This window comes from Tenacibaculum profundicola (assembly GCF_057220795.1).
In genome coordinates this window covers 843,138-860,433 of record NZ_CM170137.1, presented here as the reverse complement: position 1 = coordinate 860,433, position 17,296 = coordinate 843,138, and the positions used below count along the sequence as shown (strand labels likewise).

The 17,296-nt window shown below is 32.4% G+C and carries 16 protein-coding genes; 14 read left to right on the top strand and 2 right to left on the bottom strand.

Annotated features, from left to right (window positions below):
• The first annotated feature begins 45 nt into the window (after positions 1–45).
• Entirely contained in the window at positions 46–171 is a 126-nt protein-coding gene (locus tag AC2TDS_RS03555) for a hypothetical protein (protein ID WP_484737747.1), read from the top strand.
• 37 nt (positions 172–208) lie between these two features.
• Here AC2TDS_RS03555 and aroB read toward each other — a convergent pair whose 3' ends face one another.
• On the bottom strand, positions 209–1,267 hold the full coding sequence (aroB, locus tag AC2TDS_RS03550) for a 3-dehydroquinate synthase (RefSeq protein WP_484737746.1): 1,059 nt from the start codon (positions 1,265–1,267) through the stop codon (positions 209–211).
• 105 nt (positions 1,268–1,372) lie between these two features.
• Here aroB and AC2TDS_RS03545 point away from each other — a divergent pair, with 105 nt between their 5' ends.
• From AC2TDS_RS03545 to typA, 3 genes are all read left to right on the top strand, one after another.
• Positions 1,373–2,536, top strand: coding sequence for a proline dehydrogenase family protein (locus AC2TDS_RS03545; RefSeq protein WP_484737745.1), 1,164 nt, complete (start codon positions 1,373–1,375; stop codon positions 2,534–2,536).
• Positions 2,536–2,832: an LETM1 domain-containing protein gene (locus AC2TDS_RS03540; RefSeq protein ID WP_484737744.1), complete on the top strand. Its 297-nt coding sequence runs from the start codon at positions 2,536–2,538 to the stop codon at positions 2,830–2,832. The genes AC2TDS_RS03545 and AC2TDS_RS03540 overlap by 1 nt, the downstream gene beginning before the upstream one ends.
• Before the next feature lie 140 nt (positions 2,833–2,972).
• Positions 2,973–4,745 carry a translational GTPase TypA gene (gene typA, locus AC2TDS_RS03535; protein WP_484737743.1) on the top strand — a complete coding sequence of 591 codons (1,773 nt, stop codon included), beginning with the start codon at positions 2,973–2,975 and terminating at the stop codon, positions 4,743–4,745.
• A 152-nt stretch (positions 4,746–4,897) separates the two neighbouring features.
• On the opposite strand, the gene AC2TDS_RS03530 is transcribed toward typA, so the two are convergent.
• Positions 4,898–5,926 carry a proline and serine-rich protein 1 family protein gene (locus AC2TDS_RS03530; RefSeq protein ID WP_484737742.1) on the bottom strand — a complete coding sequence of 343 codons (1,029 nt, stop codon included), beginning with the start codon at positions 5,924–5,926 and terminating at the stop codon, positions 4,898–4,900.
• Between the two features lie 901 nt (positions 5,927–6,827).
• Between AC2TDS_RS03530 and AC2TDS_RS03525 the strand changes: the two genes are divergently transcribed.
• The 10 genes from AC2TDS_RS03525 to AC2TDS_RS03480 all read left to right on the top strand — a co-directional run bounded on the left by AC2TDS_RS03525 (position 6,828) and on the right by AC2TDS_RS03480 (position 17,155).
• Positions 6,828–8,357 carry a tetratricopeptide repeat protein gene (locus AC2TDS_RS03525; RefSeq protein ID WP_484737741.1) on the top strand — a complete coding sequence of 510 codons (1,530 nt, stop codon included), beginning with the start codon at positions 6,828–6,830 and terminating at the stop codon, positions 8,355–8,357.
• Between the two features lie 358 nt (positions 8,358–8,715).
• Positions 8,716–9,573 (top strand): ATP phosphoribosyltransferase, encoded by an 858-nt coding sequence (gene hisG, locus AC2TDS_RS03520; protein WP_484737740.1) that lies wholly within the window; start codon positions 8,716–8,718, stop codon positions 9,571–9,573.
• Between the two features lie 15 nt (positions 9,574–9,588).
• Positions 9,589–10,878 (top strand): histidinol dehydrogenase, encoded by a 1,290-nt coding sequence (gene hisD / locus AC2TDS_RS03515; RefSeq protein WP_484737739.1) that lies wholly within the window; start codon positions 9,589–9,591, stop codon positions 10,876–10,878.
• On the top strand, positions 10,871–11,923 hold the full coding sequence (gene hisC / locus AC2TDS_RS03510) for a histidinol-phosphate transaminase (protein ID WP_484737738.1): 1,053 nt from the start codon (positions 10,871–10,873) through the stop codon (positions 11,921–11,923). The genes hisD and hisC overlap by 8 nt, the downstream gene beginning before the upstream one ends.
• A gap of 3 nt (positions 11,924–11,926) precedes the next feature.
• Positions 11,927–13,063: a bifunctional histidinol-phosphatase/imidazoleglycerol-phosphate dehydratase HisB gene (hisB, locus tag AC2TDS_RS03505; RefSeq protein WP_484737737.1), complete on the top strand. Its 1,137-nt coding sequence runs from the start codon at positions 11,927–11,929 to the stop codon at positions 13,061–13,063.
• A 291-nt stretch (positions 13,064–13,354) separates the two neighbouring features.
• Entirely contained in the window at positions 13,355–13,936 is a 582-nt protein-coding gene (gene hisH, locus AC2TDS_RS03500) for an imidazole glycerol phosphate synthase subunit HisH (protein ID WP_484737736.1), read from the top strand.
• Positions 13,937–13,947: 11 nt separating this feature from the next.
• On the top strand, positions 13,948–14,661 hold the full coding sequence (gene hisA, locus AC2TDS_RS03495) for a 1-(5-phosphoribosyl)-5-[(5-phosphoribosylamino)methylideneamino]imidazole-4-carboxamide isomerase (protein ID WP_484737735.1): 714 nt from the start codon (positions 13,948–13,950) through the stop codon (positions 14,659–14,661).
• Complete coding sequence (gene hisF / locus AC2TDS_RS03490) at positions 14,655–15,407, top strand: imidazole glycerol phosphate synthase subunit HisF (RefSeq protein WP_484737734.1); 753 nt, start codon at positions 14,655–14,657, stop codon at positions 15,405–15,407. The genes hisA and hisF overlap by 7 nt, the downstream gene beginning before the upstream one ends.
• The gene (gene hisIE / locus AC2TDS_RS03485; protein ID WP_484737733.1) at positions 15,404–15,988 is read left to right on the top strand and encodes a bifunctional phosphoribosyl-AMP cyclohydrolase/phosphoribosyl-ATP diphosphatase HisIE; all 585 of its coding nucleotides are present in this window, start codon (positions 15,404–15,406) and stop codon (positions 15,986–15,988) included. Before hisF ends, hisIE begins: the two co-directional genes overlap by 4 nt.
• 198 nt (positions 15,989–16,186) lie before the next feature.
• Positions 16,187–17,155 carry a fasciclin domain-containing protein gene (locus tag AC2TDS_RS03480; RefSeq protein WP_484737732.1) on the top strand — a complete coding sequence of 323 codons (969 nt, stop codon included), beginning with the start codon at positions 16,187–16,189 and terminating at the stop codon, positions 17,153–17,155.
• The last annotated feature ends 141 nt before the right edge of the window (positions 17,156–17,296 follow it).

Here is a 17,296-nt window from a genome sequence, read left to right as displayed (position 1 = left end):
TTGTTAATACCGGTTATTGTTTGAATTTACTGTAAAAGAAAATGAATGTTTTTTTCTTTATATAAAAAAGAAAAATCAATAGTAGCAGTAGCTATGATTTCTTTTTACATTGAAATAGAAAGGGAAAAAGGATGTTTTATTACGGTAAATTTAAATGGTAAAATGGTATAACTAGAAATCGGGAGAGATTCTCCCGTTTTTTTATATGCTATGAATTATAAAAAAGTAAACTATCGTTTATAAGCTCATGGGGTACTTTACAATCGATTTTAAAATCTTCATAATCGTTCAATAAAACAAAATTAATTTCTCTACCAACATTTTTCTTATCATGCTTCATGAAATCAATAATAGAGTTAACCTCGCTTTCTAAAATAGGAGTTTTACCATAAATAGCAATCATAGCATGCTTAATTTCAGCTACTTTTTTTTCTGGAAAACCTAAAAATTTGGAAGAAATATAGGCTTCGCAAATCATTCCAATCGCGATAGCTTCACCGTGCGTTAAGTTTTCTTTATGGTCACTTTTTAAAAAATAAGACTCTACCCCGTGTCCAATAGTATGCCCCCAGTTCAATACTTTTCGAATGTTTTTCTCTTTAGGGTCTTTTAGCACAACCTCGTTTTTGATTTCTATAGAACGATGGATTAAATCGATAATATCTAAATCAGTGTTGTTGTTAATTTGTTCGAATAGTCGAATATCGTGCGTCATCCCATATTTAATAATTTCAGCAGTACCAGAACGAATTTCACGAGGGGTAACCGTGTGTAAATATTCAGGGTCAACAACAATCATTTCAGGATTAGCAAACACGCCAATTTGATTTTTTAAAACTCCTAAATCAATTCCAGTTTTACCACCAACAGAAGCATCTACCATACTTAACAAGGTTGTAGGAACGTTGATAAAATCAATACCTCTTTTAAAAGTAGAAGCAACAAAACCACCTAAATCAGTAATAACACCACCTCCTAAGGTAATTAACAAACTTCGTCTATCTGCACCTAATTCAGTCATAACATTCCATATACCAACACAAGTTTCTATGTTTTTATAAACTTCACCTGGGTTTATTTGAACAACCTCTAAAGGTTTGTTGGTGTCAAGTAATTGCATAAAACGAGGATAACAATATTCTAACGTATTATCATCAACTAACAGAAAAATAGATGAATAATTTTTATCAACTATCATTTTTGCCAATTCTTCGTAAGCTTTTTGTTGAAAGTGAATAGGATACGTTACTGCCTGAATAGATGTCATTTCGCATTATTTTATAAGGGCGCAAATTAAATAGAAAAAATTAAAAAATATCATACTAGACAAGTATATTTGTTTCACAAATGAAATAATAAGATTACTTGGTTCATGAAACTATTTGACAATACAGAAACAGCTTTTAAACTGAAATCGGACTCAGAGTTAGAAAGGGCATATTTTTTATTTAAGATGATACAGAACCAGCCAATGGTTCGGATAGGTACAGCAGTAACAAACTTTGCATTAAAAGCACATTTACCGGTAGAGGGCTTGATAAGATCTACGGTATTTGATCATTTCTGTGGAGGTGTAACAGAAGATGACTGTTTACCTAACATAGAAAAAATGTTTGATAAAGGAAATGTGCATAGTATTTTAGACTATTCGGTAGAAGGTAAGGAAGACGAAGAGCAGTTCGATAATGCCTTAGAAATGACCTTGAAAACCATTAATTTTGCTGAGGAGAAACAATCTATTCCGTATGCCGTTTTTAAGCCTACAGGATTTGGAAGATTCGCTTTATATCAAAAGCTATCGGAAGGAGGCGAATTAACAGCAGAAGAAGAGATAGAATGGCAGAGAGTAGTAGAGCGCTTTCATATTGTATGTAAAGCGGCTGCTGAAAAAGATGTTCCTTTGCTAATTGATGCCGAAGAAAGTTGGATGCAAAATGCTGCCGATGATTTGATCGAAGAATTGATGGAAATCTATAATAAAGACAAGGCTATTGTATTTAATACCTTGCAAATGTACCGTCATGATAGAATGGAGTATTTGAGAAACCTTTACCAAAGAGCCTATCAAAAAGGGTATCATATAGGAATGAAAGTTGTTCGCGGAGCATATATGGAGAAAGAGAGAGCTAGGGCTGAAGAAAAAGGATATAAATCTCCCATTTGTGTTGATAAAGAGGCAACGGATAAAAATTATGATGCAGCGGTTACCTATATGATGGAGCATAAAAATATGGCAATTTTTGCAGGAACACATAATGAAGAGAGTTCATACTTGTTAATGGACTTAGCCAAAAAACATAATATTGATGCAGATGATAAACGAATGTGGTTTGGGCAATTATACGGAATGAGTGATCATATAAGCCTTAATTTGGCAAAAGAAGGATACAATGTAGCAAAATACGTTCCTTTTGGCCCTGTCAGAGATGTGATGCCATATTTAATTCGTAGAGCAGAAGAAAACACTTCTGTAGCCGGACAAACCTCACGCGAGCTAAACCTTTTAAAAACTGAAAAGGCACGTCGAAAACTGTAATGAGTACAGTTGAAGAAATAAAGGAGGCTATAGACAAAAACAAAAAACGTTTGGCAAAAGAGCTTCAAGAAAGTAAAGAATTAGTGTTTTTGATAAAAAAATCATTAACTACTTCTTTAACAGATGAAGAGAAAAGTAAAGTGAAGATGCAAATGTTAGATATTTGTAAAGCGATCCCGGCGTTTACTGTTTTTATGTTACCAGGTGGAGCCTTATTACTGCCTTTGTTAATCAAGTTAATACCAGACATTCTTCCTAGTGCATTTCGAGAAGATAATGATATCCCAAATAATTAGTAACACGTAAATAGTCATAATTTTATGATTGTTTACGTGTTAATAACGTAACTTCTGGTGATGTTTTTAAATTCGTAATTAGAAATAGGTATTTTTTAAATAATAATATACTACTTTTGCGCCAAATTTAACGTAGCAAAATGCAATCAATTAGAAATATCGCTATTATAGCACACGTTGACCACGGAAAAACTACCTTGGTTGATAAAATTATAGATCAAGCTAAAATTTTAGATGAGCGTAAAGAGCGTACAGATTTATTATTAGATAGTAATGATTTAGAGCGTGAAAGAGGGATTACTATTTTATCTAAAAATGTATCTGTCAACTATAAAGGAGTAAAAATTAATGTAATCGATACTCCTGGGCATGCCGACTTCGGTGGTGAAGTAGAACGTGTATTAAAAATGGCGGATGGTGTTTTGTTATTAGTTGATGCTTTTGAAGGGCCGATGCCGCAAACGCGTTTTGTGCTAGGAAAAGCGGTAGAGCTTGGTTTAACGCCTATTGTGGTTGTGAACAAAGTAGATAAAGAGAATTGTACACCAGATATAGTACATGAGAAAGTATTTGACTTAATGTTTGCTTTAGAAGCTAGCGAAGATCAGTTAGATTTTACCACGATATATGGATCAGCAAAGAATGGCTGGATGAGCACTGATTGGAAAAAACCAACAGAAGATATTATTGCTTTATTAGATGCTGTTTTAGAAACAATACCTGAAGCACCATATCGCGAAGGAACTCCGCAAATGCAAATTACCTCACTAGACTATTCTTCTTTTAAAGGAAGAATTGCTATTGGTCGTGTATACAGAGGTGATTTAGAAAGAAATAAAGATTACATGCTTTGTAAAGCTGATGGAACTACTAAAAAAGTACGTGTTAAAGAATTACACATTTTTGAAGGAATGGGTAAGGCAGCAACAGAAAAAGTGCGTAGTGGTGATATTTGTGCAATTACTGGGATTGAAGGTTTTGATATAGGTGATACTATTGCAGACATTGATGCACCCGAAGCATTGCCTAGAATTGAAGTAGATCAGCCTACAATGAGTATGTTATTTACAATTAATAATTCACCATTTTTTGGTAAAGAAGGTAAATACGTTACTTCGCGTCACCTGCGTGATAGATTGTTCAAAGAAACAGAGAAAAACTTGGCATTGCGTGTAGATGAAACGGATAGCGAAGATAAATTCAATGTTTTTGGACGAGGAGTGTTACATTTATCAGTGTTGATTGAAACGATGCGTCGTGAAGGTTATGAATTGCAAGTAGGACGTCCTCAGGTGATTTTAAAACAAATAGATGGGGTGAAGAGTGAACCTTACGAAACACTTTCTATTGACGTTCCTGAAGAAGTGGCTTCTAAAGCTATTAATTTAGTTTCTTTGAGAAAAGGAGATTTGTTGGTGATGGAACCTAAAGGAGATTTACAGCATTTAGAGTTTACAATTCCATCAAGAGGATTAATAGGCTTGCGTAACAAAATATTAACGGCAACAGCAGGACAAGCAATAATTAATCATAGATTTAGTGAGTATGGCCCCTTTAAAGGAGAATTCTCTGAAGATTTAAAAGGAGCTATTGTTTCTTCAGAAACAGGGAAAGCTACCGCTTATGCAATTGATCGTTTACAAGATAGAGGTCGTTTCTTTATTGACCCTAATCAAGAAATTTATAAAGGTCAGGTTGTAGGAGAAAATGCCAAAGCAGATGATATGGCGGTAAACTTAATTAAAGGAAAGAAATTAACAAACGTTCGTGCCTCAGGTTCTGATGATGGTGTTAAAATTACTCCAAAAGTCGATTTTTCGTTAGAAGAATGTATGGAGTATATTAGAGCAGATGAATACTTAGAAGTGACGCCAGAAAGTTTACGTATGCGTAAAATTAATTTTGTGAAATAAATACACAAAAAATACAAATAAAAAAACCACCTTTTTTAGGTGGTTTTTTTATTTGTATTTTTGATTCTAATACCAGTTATTATTTGAATTTACTGTAAAATAGAATGAGGAAAAGGACGTTTTATTACGGTAAATTTAAATGGTAAATGGTATTATTTTTGATTTAATAGAAAAGTATCAAATTCTTGTTTGTTTTTAAGAAAAGTCAAAAGCGTTCTTAACTTATAGAACTCATTTTTATTGTCAACATGCTCATAGCTGAATTTAAGAAGATTTAACTTATCATTATCAAAAGAAAACTTAGTTGCAATAGCAGTAATTTGGGTTAAGTTCAAACAATTTTTGGTTATGTGCTGTTTTGCAAGTGTTAGTTTCTTTTTAGAAAAACGCTCGTCTTCAATTGTTTTTATAATATAGGAAAACTCAAGCGGTTGGGTGTGACAATCATCCATTGAGTTTTGTGAGATAATTTTAGTAATTTTATCATTAATAAAATCGTTCAACTGTTTTTTATATAATCGACCCCCTATTAATTGTTCTGTAAAATGATAGTTTTCAATATCATAAGCGAAGTCAAAAGCATGAGTGAAAAACGTAAAACGATTAGATGCTTGTCGTAGCTTTTTTGCAAGTAACATAATTTGCTTTGTAGATAAACAATGACGACGTACTGCGTTTTTTAGGAATTGTAAATTACTAAAGTCGTTGTTTGCTGTATTTACAGAATTTTGCAGCCTTTTAAACATAAAAGAATCCATTGGTTTTTCACAAGAACTATTTATGATTCCTGTATACCTAGAATGATCAGGATACTGAATTAACTGTTGTGATGTTGCCTGAGCTTGGGTGGAATGATATAGTCTTATAGCGAAGGCAAATGAATCAAATACATCGTAAACTTTAAAAAAACTCCTTTTATCTATAATACTAGGATAGGCGTTTAAGCATACCTTATATTTCAAATGTTCACTAGGGAAATAACTACAAAGGTCAATTAAATCATCGACATAAATTTTATTTTCATTAAAAAAAGAAAGCGCTTTAGTCAAAGCAATAGTATGATCTTTACTGTGGTTTACTTTATGTATTTCACGCTTAAAATTTTGATAATTTGATTTCTTTTGGCTAAAGCCAAAAGAACAAATAAATAACAAGTATAGTAGTATAGTTTTTTGTTTCATAAGAACCATTTTGAAATTATGTTAGCATTCTAGGCAAAGAATGTGCCAAGAATATAAAAAACAAATTTAAGAAAGGTTACTGAATAACATTTTTTTTACCAAAAAAGATAAATACTTCAATTAGAACAAACAAGAAATATACAAATAGTTACATCACTACTTTGAAACTAAAACACCATCTTTATAAAAGAAGACTCTGTAGCTATAAAGTTTTAGTAAAATAAATTTTTCATAGAAAAAAGAAAAGTTACCAAAACTATAGTTGATTGAAATAATAATGGAAAAACATATTTCTTTGTTTTGGTAACTAATAACAGTTAATAAGGGGAACCAATTAACTGACAACAAAAATATAAGATTAGTTGAGCAAAAAAACATATGTAGTAGTTTTGAAGTATATTTACACGGACTATTTTATAATAATTAGTAATTTTGTGAAATAGATCAATAGTTTTTATGTAAATTGTAGTATGTTTTTTTAATTGATAGCTAAAGTTAATTATCATAAATAAATAACATAGCTAAAATAAAAGTAGGTGACCAAAGGTGTTTCGATTAGGTTAGAAATCGATACATCAACATAAAAAGATCACCTAGAATATAAAACCAATTTATATAGATACTTATCGAATTGGTTGTAAGACTGAAAGGTCATAGTAATATACTAATTACTATCAAATTGATAAAAAAGACAATAAATTAGGGGCATTCAAAATTTTAAAACTATAGCATATCCTTTCAATTAATAACTAAGAGAAATGCATAATAATTTGTTTTAAAATGGATGTAGTATTTTTGATTGAAATTTATATTGGAATTTTTCAAATTAATTGAATAATAGCGCTTTATTGAAATGCGTATATTATTCTTAACGTATTAAAAATGTTAATTAACAATGAGAATGAACAAAGTATTTTTCCTTTTCTTAAAGGTCTTCTTTTTTGGCGTAGTAAATTTGTTCGCACAAGAAAAAGAAGGGGGGATTACTAAAGAAAACTACAGAGAGCAAATTACAAAACAGTATTACCTGTTTCAGAAAACAGAAGATGAGGAACTACTTGATAGTATACTTAACTTCGTTAAATTGAACGAGGAACTTATTGTTGAAGATTCAATTCAAAGTAAAATGCTTTATTTAAAAGGGGTAAAAAGTATTTTGCTCAACAGGTATGATAAAGCAAATGAATTTTTTTTAAAATCATATGATTTAGCTGACAAAACAAATGACCTACTCTTAAAGGGAACTATTTTCAACTCACAGGGGGTTATTTTTTCTTTTATGGATGAAGAAATAGATGTGGTGGATTATTACTACCATAAGGCGCTAGAGAATTTTAAGAAAATCCCACAGAGAGAATTGCAAATTGATTCCTATTATAATTTAGCAGTAAATGCAAGAAAAAGAGAAGAATGGAAATTGTCGTTACAATATGCTGATACTTGTATTTCTTTAATAAAAGAAACTAATATTAAAAAGAGTCGATTAAAATATCTGTACTATTTTTTAGCAGACGGGAGCCTAGAATTACAATATTACAATAAAACAATCGATAATTTAGAAAAGGCAGAAAAACATAGCGCTTCTAAACATAGCTACGCAAGTAGTTTAATCAACAAAACATATGCGAAATTGTACGAAAGAAACGGACAGTATCGGTTAGCAGTAGAAAAGTATAAAGAAGTTAATCAGAATTTGCAGGAAACACATATAAAGAATCAAAGAAAGGTTAAGGATTTGTTTGTAAGGGAGTTAGATGTGGAAGATCAACTAAATCAAAATAAAAACCTAGTAATTGCAAATCAAAGAAATTTATTGATATTAAGTATAATAGCAATTTTATTGTTTATCCTCCTTACAAGTACTTTAGTTGTATTTAGTAAGAGAAATCAAAGTAAAAATAGACAAATAAGTATACTAAATAGTGAGCTAAAGAGTCTAATAACAAACCTACAAGAGAAAAATACTGACTTAGTAAACAAAAAGTATGAAATAGAAAATTTATTGAAATTAAATGAGCAGGCTTTGTTTTCAAGAGTGTTAAAAATCTCTACCTACAATGATACCATAAGAAAGCTAATAGATGATATAGAACACCATGTTGACAATAATTCGAATTCATCAAGCTATTTATTATCCTTAAATAAGAAATTGTATGGATTGATTTCAGAAGATGAATTATGGAAGGATTTTAAAATTCAATTTGAAAAAATAAGACCTGAGTTTTTTGATAAATTGAAAAAAGTTGCGCCGAATTTGTCGATTAATGATTTAAAACACTGTACCTACATTGTTGCTAATCTAAAGAGTAAAGAGGTAGCGCAATTGATAAATGTTTCACCAAGGAGTGTCGAAACAACAAGGTATAGAATTAAGAAAAAAATGGGATTAGAAAAAGACGATAATTTGTATAATCTATTAAGTACCCTTTAGGTGTTCTATATCTTTGCTTGAAAGAAGATATAGTTTATTTACGTTAATAATAAGTTGATTAAATTCAAAATAATGGTAGCTCGAGAGCTTAAGTGATTTAACCCTAAATAAAAATAGTTTAAAAATTAATTGTGTTATTCGAAAAATATTTATAATCTTTGCTGCAATCAAAAAATAAAAAATGAATTTTATTCAGTTACATCATCATCATCATACTTGCACTCAAGCGAGCTGAAGATGTATTGAATAAAAACAAGATATATTTTAATCCCGTTTGAGTAAATCAAACGGGTTTTTAATTTTCAAATATCTGAAAATTGACTTGTTGAAATGATTTACTCAAACAAAATTTTTCAACATGAGTAAATTAAAAATAGCCATTCAAAAATCAGGAAGACTTAATCAAGATTCCTTACAAATTTTAAAAGACTGCGGTATTTCCATTGACAATGGTAAAGATCAATTAAAAGCCTCAGCTAGTAATTTTCCAATAGAAGTATTGTATTTAAGAAATGGAGATATTCCTCAATACTTAAAAGATGGTGTTGTTGATGCAGCTATTATAGGAGAAAATTTATTAGAAGAAAATGGTGAGGGTATTCAATTTGTTGAAAAGCTAGGATTCTCTAAATGTAGAGTTTCTCTTGCTATCCCTAAAGGAGAACAATACTCTGGGGTGTCGTATTTCAAAAACAAAAAAATAGCCACATCATACCCTGCAACAGTTCAAGACTTCCTAGTAAAAAATAAGATAGATGCACAACTCCACATCATTAATGGCTCTGTTGAAATAGCACCCAACATTGGCTTAGCGGATGGGATTTGCGATATAGTTTCAAGCGGATCTACGTTATTTAAAAATAACTTAAAAGAAGTAGAAGTACTCTTAAAATCAGAAGCTGTTTTGGCTGTTTCTCCAAAACTTAAAGTAGCACAAAAAATAATTCTTGACAAGTTACAATTTAGAATTCAAGCGGTATTAAAAGGAAGGCAGTCTAGATATGTGTTATTAAATGCGCCAAATGATAAACTAGAAAAAATAATAGAAGTACTACCTGGAATGAGAAGCCCTACTGTATTACCATTGGCACAAGAAGGTTGGAGTTCGGTTCATTCTGTATTGAATAAAAATGAATTTTGGGAAATTATTGACGAATTAAAGAATAATGGAGCAGAAGGAATTTTAGTATGTCCAATAGAAAAGATGGTCGTTTAAATAGATAGCTTAGATATGAAGATTATACGATACCCAGGAGTTGAAAATTGGCCCTTATTATGTAAACGGGCGAATATGAACGCAAATACATTAGAACAGACTGTAGAGAACGTTTTACAAAATGTTGAAGATAATGGAGATGAGGCGCTAATGAAATACACTGAGTTATATGATAAGGCTGTTATAAGTTCTTTCGAGGTAACCAAAAAAGAAGTGGAAAAAGCATACAATTTTATTAGTGATGACTTGAAGGCGGCTATTCAATTGGCAAAATCAAATATTGAAGTATTCCACAAGGCGCAAATAGAAGAAGAAAAAAAAGTGGTCACAACAAAAGGTGTAACCTGTTGGAGGAAAAGTGTCGCCATAGAAAAAGTAGGGTTATATATTCCAGGGGGGTCAGCACCATTATTTTCAACCATTTTAATGCTAGGTATTCCAGCTAGAATAGCAGGATGCAAAGAGATAATTTTATGTACACCTCCTGATAGCGATGGTAAAATAAACCCAGCAATACTGTATACAGCAAGTATAGTTGGAGTTACCAAGATTTTTAAGATAGGAGGAGCGCAGGCTATTGCTGCTATGGCCTATGGAACAGAAACAATACCAAGAGTTTATAAAATTGTGGGTCCAGGGAATCAGTATGTAACCAAAGCAAAAGAACTAGTACAAAAAAGAGGTGTAGCTATTGATATGCCAGCAGGACCTAGTGAAGTATTGGTAATCGCCGATGAAACATCAAATGCTGAATTTGTAGCTTCTGATTTATTATCACAGGCAGAACATGGACCAGATAGTCAAACGGTATTGGTAGTAACAGACGAGAATAGAGCACTGGATATTATTACTGAAGTTGAGCAGCAATTGACCAAGTTACCTAGAAAAGAAATCGCACAAAAAGCTTTACAAAATAGCTTTGCAGTGATCGTAAGATCAAAGGAAGAATGTATTGCTTTTAGTAACGAATATGCTCCTGAACACTTAATTATAGCTTCCGAAAGAGCGGAGGAATACACGGACCAAATTAGAAATGCAGGCTCTGTATTTCTTGGGAATTATAGTTGTGAAAGTGCGGGAGATTATGCAAGTGGAACCAATCATACACTACCAACAAATGGATATGCGAAGAATTATAGTGGTGTATCACTCGATAGCTTTGTGAAAAAAATCACTTTTCAAGAAGTTACCAAAGAAGGTATTAATAATATAGGTAAGGCTATTCAACTCATGGCACAGACCGAAGGTTTAGCAGCTCATAAAAATGCTGTAACCGTTAGATTAAAAGAAATTACCAATGTTTAGTTTAAAAAAGATAATTCGTTCCAATATCCAAAAACTTCAACCGTATACATCCGCTAGAGATGAATTTAAAGGAGTTGCCGAGGTGTATTTAGATGCAAATGAAAATCCGTTTGGCACCTTAAATCGGTATCCAGATCCACAGCAGCAAGAGGTTAAAAAACGCTTGTCAATTATCAAAAATGTACAGAAAGAGCAAATTTTTATTGGAAATGGAAGTGATGAGGTTATAGATTTAGCTTTCCGTATTTTTTGTGAACCTAGACAAGATAAAGCACTGACGTTTGTGCCCTCTTACGGAATGTATAATGTTTCGGCGAGTATTAATGATGTTGAGCTCATAGAATTACCACTAACAACTGAGTTTCAAATCGACGTAAAGGAGGTCGATAGATACATCAATGATGAGCGTCTGAAACTTATATTTATTTGTTCGCCTAATAACCCAACAGGGAATTGTTTTAATGATGATACTATTCAATACCTTCTTCAAAACTTTAAAGGCATTGTAATTATTGATGAAGCATATATTGATTTTAGCACTCGAGCATCTTATAGCTCAAAAGTTAATAAATATGAAAACCTTATAGTGAGTCAAACCTTTAGCAAAGCTTGGGGGTTGGCAGGGGTCAGAGTTGGCGTGGCTTATGCAAATACTGCAATTATAGAGCTGTATAACAGGGTAAAACCTCCGTATAATATAAGTACACTAAATCAGGAAGCAGTATTACTATCACTCAACAACTTACAAGAGTTTGAGATGCACAAGCATAGGATTCTATGTGAAAAAAATAATCTGATAGCACAGCTACAAACTATAGAGAGTATCCAAAAAATATATCCAACAGAAGCAAACTTTATTTTGATTCAAGTAAACAATGCCGATAGGATATATAATGAGTTGGTAGCCATGAAGATTATAACCAGAAACAGAAATAAGTTAGTCAATAACTGTATACGAATTACCATAGGAAGTACTCAAGAAAACCAACAATTAATTAAAGCGTTTCGCACATTAAAATGCGACACAATGATAGAAAAAAAATAAAAAATGAAACAAAAGGTATTATTTATAGACAGAGACGGAACCTTAATTAAAGAACCTTCTGATGAACAAACTGATTCATTTGAGAAATTACAATTTTACCCTAAAGTTTTTCAAGGTTTGTCTAAAATAGCCAATCAATTAGATTTTGAATTGATTTTAGTAACCAATCAGGATGGATTAGGAACGGAGTCTTATCCAGAAGAAACCTTTTGGCCGGTTCATCATTTTATCATGAATACGTTGAAAAATGAAGGCATTATTTTTTCGGAAGAAATAATTGATAGAACTTTTGCTAAAGACAAGCAACCTACAAGAAAACCGAACACAGGTTTGTTAACTAAGTTTTTTTCGGAAGAATATGATTTAGAAAATTCTTTTGTCATAGGAGACCGTTTAACCGATGTAGAGTTGGCAAAAAATCTTGGAGCGAAAGCAATTTACATAAACGATAAAACTTATTTAGGAACAGACGAGGTCACTGTTAAAAGAACTGAACTGAACGAATTTATTAGTCTTGAAAGCAATGATTGGAATGCGATTTATGAATTTTTAAAATTAAAAGAAAGAACCGCTAAAGTTGTTCGAAACACCCATGAAACAAAAATAAAGATAGGGTTAAATATAGATGGGGTAGGTAAAAGCAGTATTGATACAGGAATTGCGTTTTTTGATCATATGTTAGATCAAATAGCACGTCATGGCCAAATGAATTTAGATATTAAAGTAGCGGGAGATTTACAGGTTGATGAGCACCATACAATAGAAGATACTGCTATTGCCTTAGGAGAAGCATTTCGTAAAGCTTTAGGAGATAAATTGGGACTAGAACGTTACGGGTTTTGTTTACCAATGGACGATTGTTTAGCACAGGTAGCTATTGACTTTGGTGGAAGAAACTGGTTGGTGTGGGACGCTGAATTTAAAAGAGAAATGATAGGTAAAATGCCTACTGAAATGTTTTTTCATTTTTTTAAATCTTTTACAGACGGAGCTAAATGTAATCTTAATATTAAAGCAGAAGGAATCAACGAACATCATAAAATAGAGGCTATTTTTAAAGCATTCGCTAAAGCGATAAAAGCAGCTGTTAAAAGAGATGTAGATAAAATGATTTTACCATCGACTAAAGGAACGCTGTAATACCATTTCGTAGGTTAATTTACCGACCATAATTGTTTATGATAAATGCCGATCTATAGGTGATAGATGCATTGTCCGCTGAATTTCATCTATTATTTTGATGCTATCATGCCGGTGGTTATTTTAAACCTTTTAATAAGTGAATAGAAATTAATAGGTAACTTCAAATTCCAATCGGTCTAAAACAGAAGCATGACTGCAAGGAAATGACTGAGTAATTTCACCTAAGAATCAGTATAATTGAGTACGAATCGTAATGAATAAAAAAGAAATAAATTCATAATTGATAGAATGATCGCAATAATAAAATACAACGCAGGGAATATAAGATCTGTGCAAAATGCCATTACGCGCTTAGGGTATGATAGTGTATTAACGGATTGCCCTGATGAAATAAAACGAGCTGAAAAGGTTATTTTTCCTGGCGTAGGTGAAGCAAGCTCTGCAATGGCTTATTTAAAAGAAAGAAACTTAGACACGCTTATATGCTCACTTGTGCAGCCGATGTTAGGGATTTGTTTAGGGTTGCAGCTAATGTGCAAATCTTCTGAAGAAGGTGGTGTCCCATGTTTAGGAATCTTTGATACACTAACCAAGAAGTTCCCTCCATTAGCAAAAGTACCACACATGGGATGGAATAGTTTCTCCGAGATAAAACCGGCTCAACTTATGTGTAATATAAACCTGTCAGATGATGTGTATTATGTACACGGATACTATGCAGAAATTTGTACATATACCATAGCTACTTGCAATTATATCCAACCATTTAGTTCGGTAATGCAAAAAAACAATTTTTATGCAATGCAATTTCATCCAGAAAAATCGGCCAGTGTAGGAGCCCAGTTACTAAAGAATTTTTTAGAACTCTAAAAACAAAACAAATGAGAATAATACCAGCGATAGATATTATTGGAGGGAAGTGCGTACGCCTGACAAAAGGAGATTACACAACCCAAAAAATATACAATGAGAATCCAGTTGAGGTAGCGAAGGAATTCGAAGATAATGGAATTCAATATTTACATTTAGTAGATTTAGACGGTGCAAAATCGAAGCATATAGTAAACTACAAGATCGTAGAACAAATTGCTACAAAAACCAATCTAAAAATAGATCTTGGAGGAGGATTAAAATCAGATGAAGACTTACGAATAGCTTTTGAAAGCGGTGCCCATCAAATTACAGGTGGAAGTATTGCTGTTACAGATCCGAATACCTTTATAAGGTGGTTGACGAAACACGGAAGTGATAAAATAATTTTAGGAGCAGATTGCAAAAATAGAAAAATAGCCACTCATGGTTGGTTAGAAACATCGGAAGTAGATGTAATAGACTTTATAAAAGAATATGAAAACAAGGGAGTACTAAATACAATTTGTACGGATATAACCAAAGACGGCATGTTGCAAGGACCTTCGATAGGTTTGTACCAGGAAATTTTAAAAGAAAGTGCTGTTAACCTTATAGCTAGTGGAGGAGTTTCAAGCATTGAAGATCTTATAAAGTTGAAAGAGATAGGTTGTGAAGCAGCAATATTGGGAAAAGCCATTTATGAAAGATATATAACATTAAAAGAGTTGCAGGAATTATGTTAAAAAAAAGAATAATACCTTGTTTAGATATTCAAAATGGAAGAACAGTTAAAGGGGTAAATTTTGTTGATATTATAGATGCTGGCGACCCTATAGAATTGGCAAAAAGATATGTGCAGCAAGGAGCCGATGAACTTGTGTTTTTAGATATTACAGCAACACTCGAAAACCGAAAAACATTAGTAAAACTTGTAGAGCGTATAGCAAAAGAAATAAATATTCCGTTTACTGTAGGAGGAGGGATTAGTACTGTTGAAGATGCCTTGGTTTTAATAAATGCCGGAGCAGATAAAGTAAGTATCAATTCATCCGCAGTAAAAAATCCAGAGCTTATAGTTGATTTAAAGCAACGGTTTGGAAGTCAGTTTGTAGTGGTAGCCATAGATACTAAAAAGGTAGATGAGGTATGGAAAGTTTTTACAAAAGGAGGTACCTATCAAACCAACCTTGAAACCGTAACATGGGCAAAAAGGGTAACAGCGTTAGGAGCAGGAGAGATATTACTTACTTCTATGAACAATGATGGAACAAAAGCAGGCTTTGCAATTGATATCACAGCACAAGTAAGTAAAGCCGTAAACATACCAGTAATTGCCTCTGGAGGAGCAGGAAAGGAAGAACATTTTAAAGAGATGTTTTCCAAAACAGAGGCGAGTGCAGGGCTCGCAGCTAGCATTTTTCATTTTGGAGAAATTCCAGTGCCACAATTAAAAAAGTATTTACAAGAACAAAATATATCAGTGAGATGAATATAGACTTTACAAAAGGAAAAGGCTTAGTGCCTGTAATAATTCAGAATAATGCCACACTTCAAGTATTAATGTTAGGGTATATGAATGAAGAAGCGTTTTTAAAAACACAGCAAGAAAATATAGTAACCTTTTTTAGTAGAAGTAAAAATAGGTTATGGACCAAAGGTGAAGTATCAGGTAATTTTTTAATGGTCAAAGAGATACAATTAGATTGTGATAATGACACACTATTGATAAAAGTTGTGCCTAAAGGACCAACTTGTCATCAAGGAACTACGTCTTGTTTCGGGAAAGAAACCTCCAAAGGGTATATATATGAATTAGAAAAAACGATCAACGAGAGGATTGATAATAATGTAGAAGATTCCTATACCAATACACTGTTTAAGAGAGGGATAAATAAAGTAGCTCAAAAAGTTGGGGAAGAAGCGGTAGAATTAGTGATTGAAGCGAAAGATGATAATGAGAAGTTGTTTAAGGATGAGGCAGCAGATTTGCTATACCATTATTTAATTTTATTAAAGGCTAAAGGCTTCTCTTTTCAAGATGTCGAAAGCGTTCTTGAAACAAGAAAATAATTTTGTTTAATATTTTATTTATTTTGTTAAACAAAAATTGTATATTTGGATAACGTTTTGAAGATAAAATCGATAAACGTTATTTTTTTAAACAATTTTATTTTGTTTAATGTATTATTAAAAAAGTTAAACAAAAGTCTGAACATACCGAATATAGACTATAAATAAGAAGTAGGAACTAACTTAATTCAATAAAAAATGTGTACTAAAAACCTTAAAAAACTATTTATTTTAGGAATTACTTTTATGTTCGTGTCATTCACTTCTTGTAATGATGACAATAATGACTCAAATATTGATGCACCAAAGAATATTGTAGATTTGGCTTCAGCAACACCAAGTTTAAGCACCTTAGTTGCGGCTGTTCAAAAGGCAGGACTGGTTGATGTATTAACAACAAGTGGACCTTACACGGTCTTTGCTCCAACAAACGACGCTTTTCAAGCTTTACTAGATTCGAACAGTAGTTGGGACACACTGGATGATATTCCATTAGATGTATTGACCAATGTTCTTAAGTTTCATGTGCTTGCATCGGAGGTGAAATCGTACGATCTTTCTGATGCCTATGTGTCTACTGTAGCTGTTGGTCCTAATGATGAAAATTTATCATTACAAATAGTTACAACAGGAGAAGTTGCGTTTAATGGAGATGCTAAACCTTTAGCGGTTGATGTTGATGCAAGCAATGGAGTTGTTCATATAATAGATAAAGTTATGCTACCGCCCAATGTTGTTTCATTAGCAATTAACAATAATAATTTTTCAATCTTGGTTGCCGCTCTTACTGACAGTAGGCATACAACTGATTTTGCATCGATATTGTCAGAAGACGGTCCTTATACGATTTTTGCGCCAACAAATGATGCATTCCAAGCACTTTTAGACAGTAATCCTTCATGGAATGGTTTGGAAGATATTCCAATAGCCACATTAGATACAGTATTGAAATACCATGTTGTAAATCAGGCTAATGTGCAAGCAAAACAATTACAAAACAATCAAGAAATAACGATGTTGAGTAGTGATAAGGTAACTGTAGATTTGGCTAGTGGTGCGAAGTTAAAAACATCAAGTGACCAATCGGTACATATTACCGCTACTGATATCCAAGGAGCAAATGGCGTTATTCATGCTATCGATAAGGTATTATTGCCTGGGAATTAGAAATTTCTAGTACTTGCCATAGTGTATAAAACCGACGATGTTTTTTCTTGAAATGTCGTCGTTTTTTAATGATATAACATGGTCTGTATATATTTCTGGTAGATTATTTAGACAACCATGACCGAATTAAAATTTCTAATT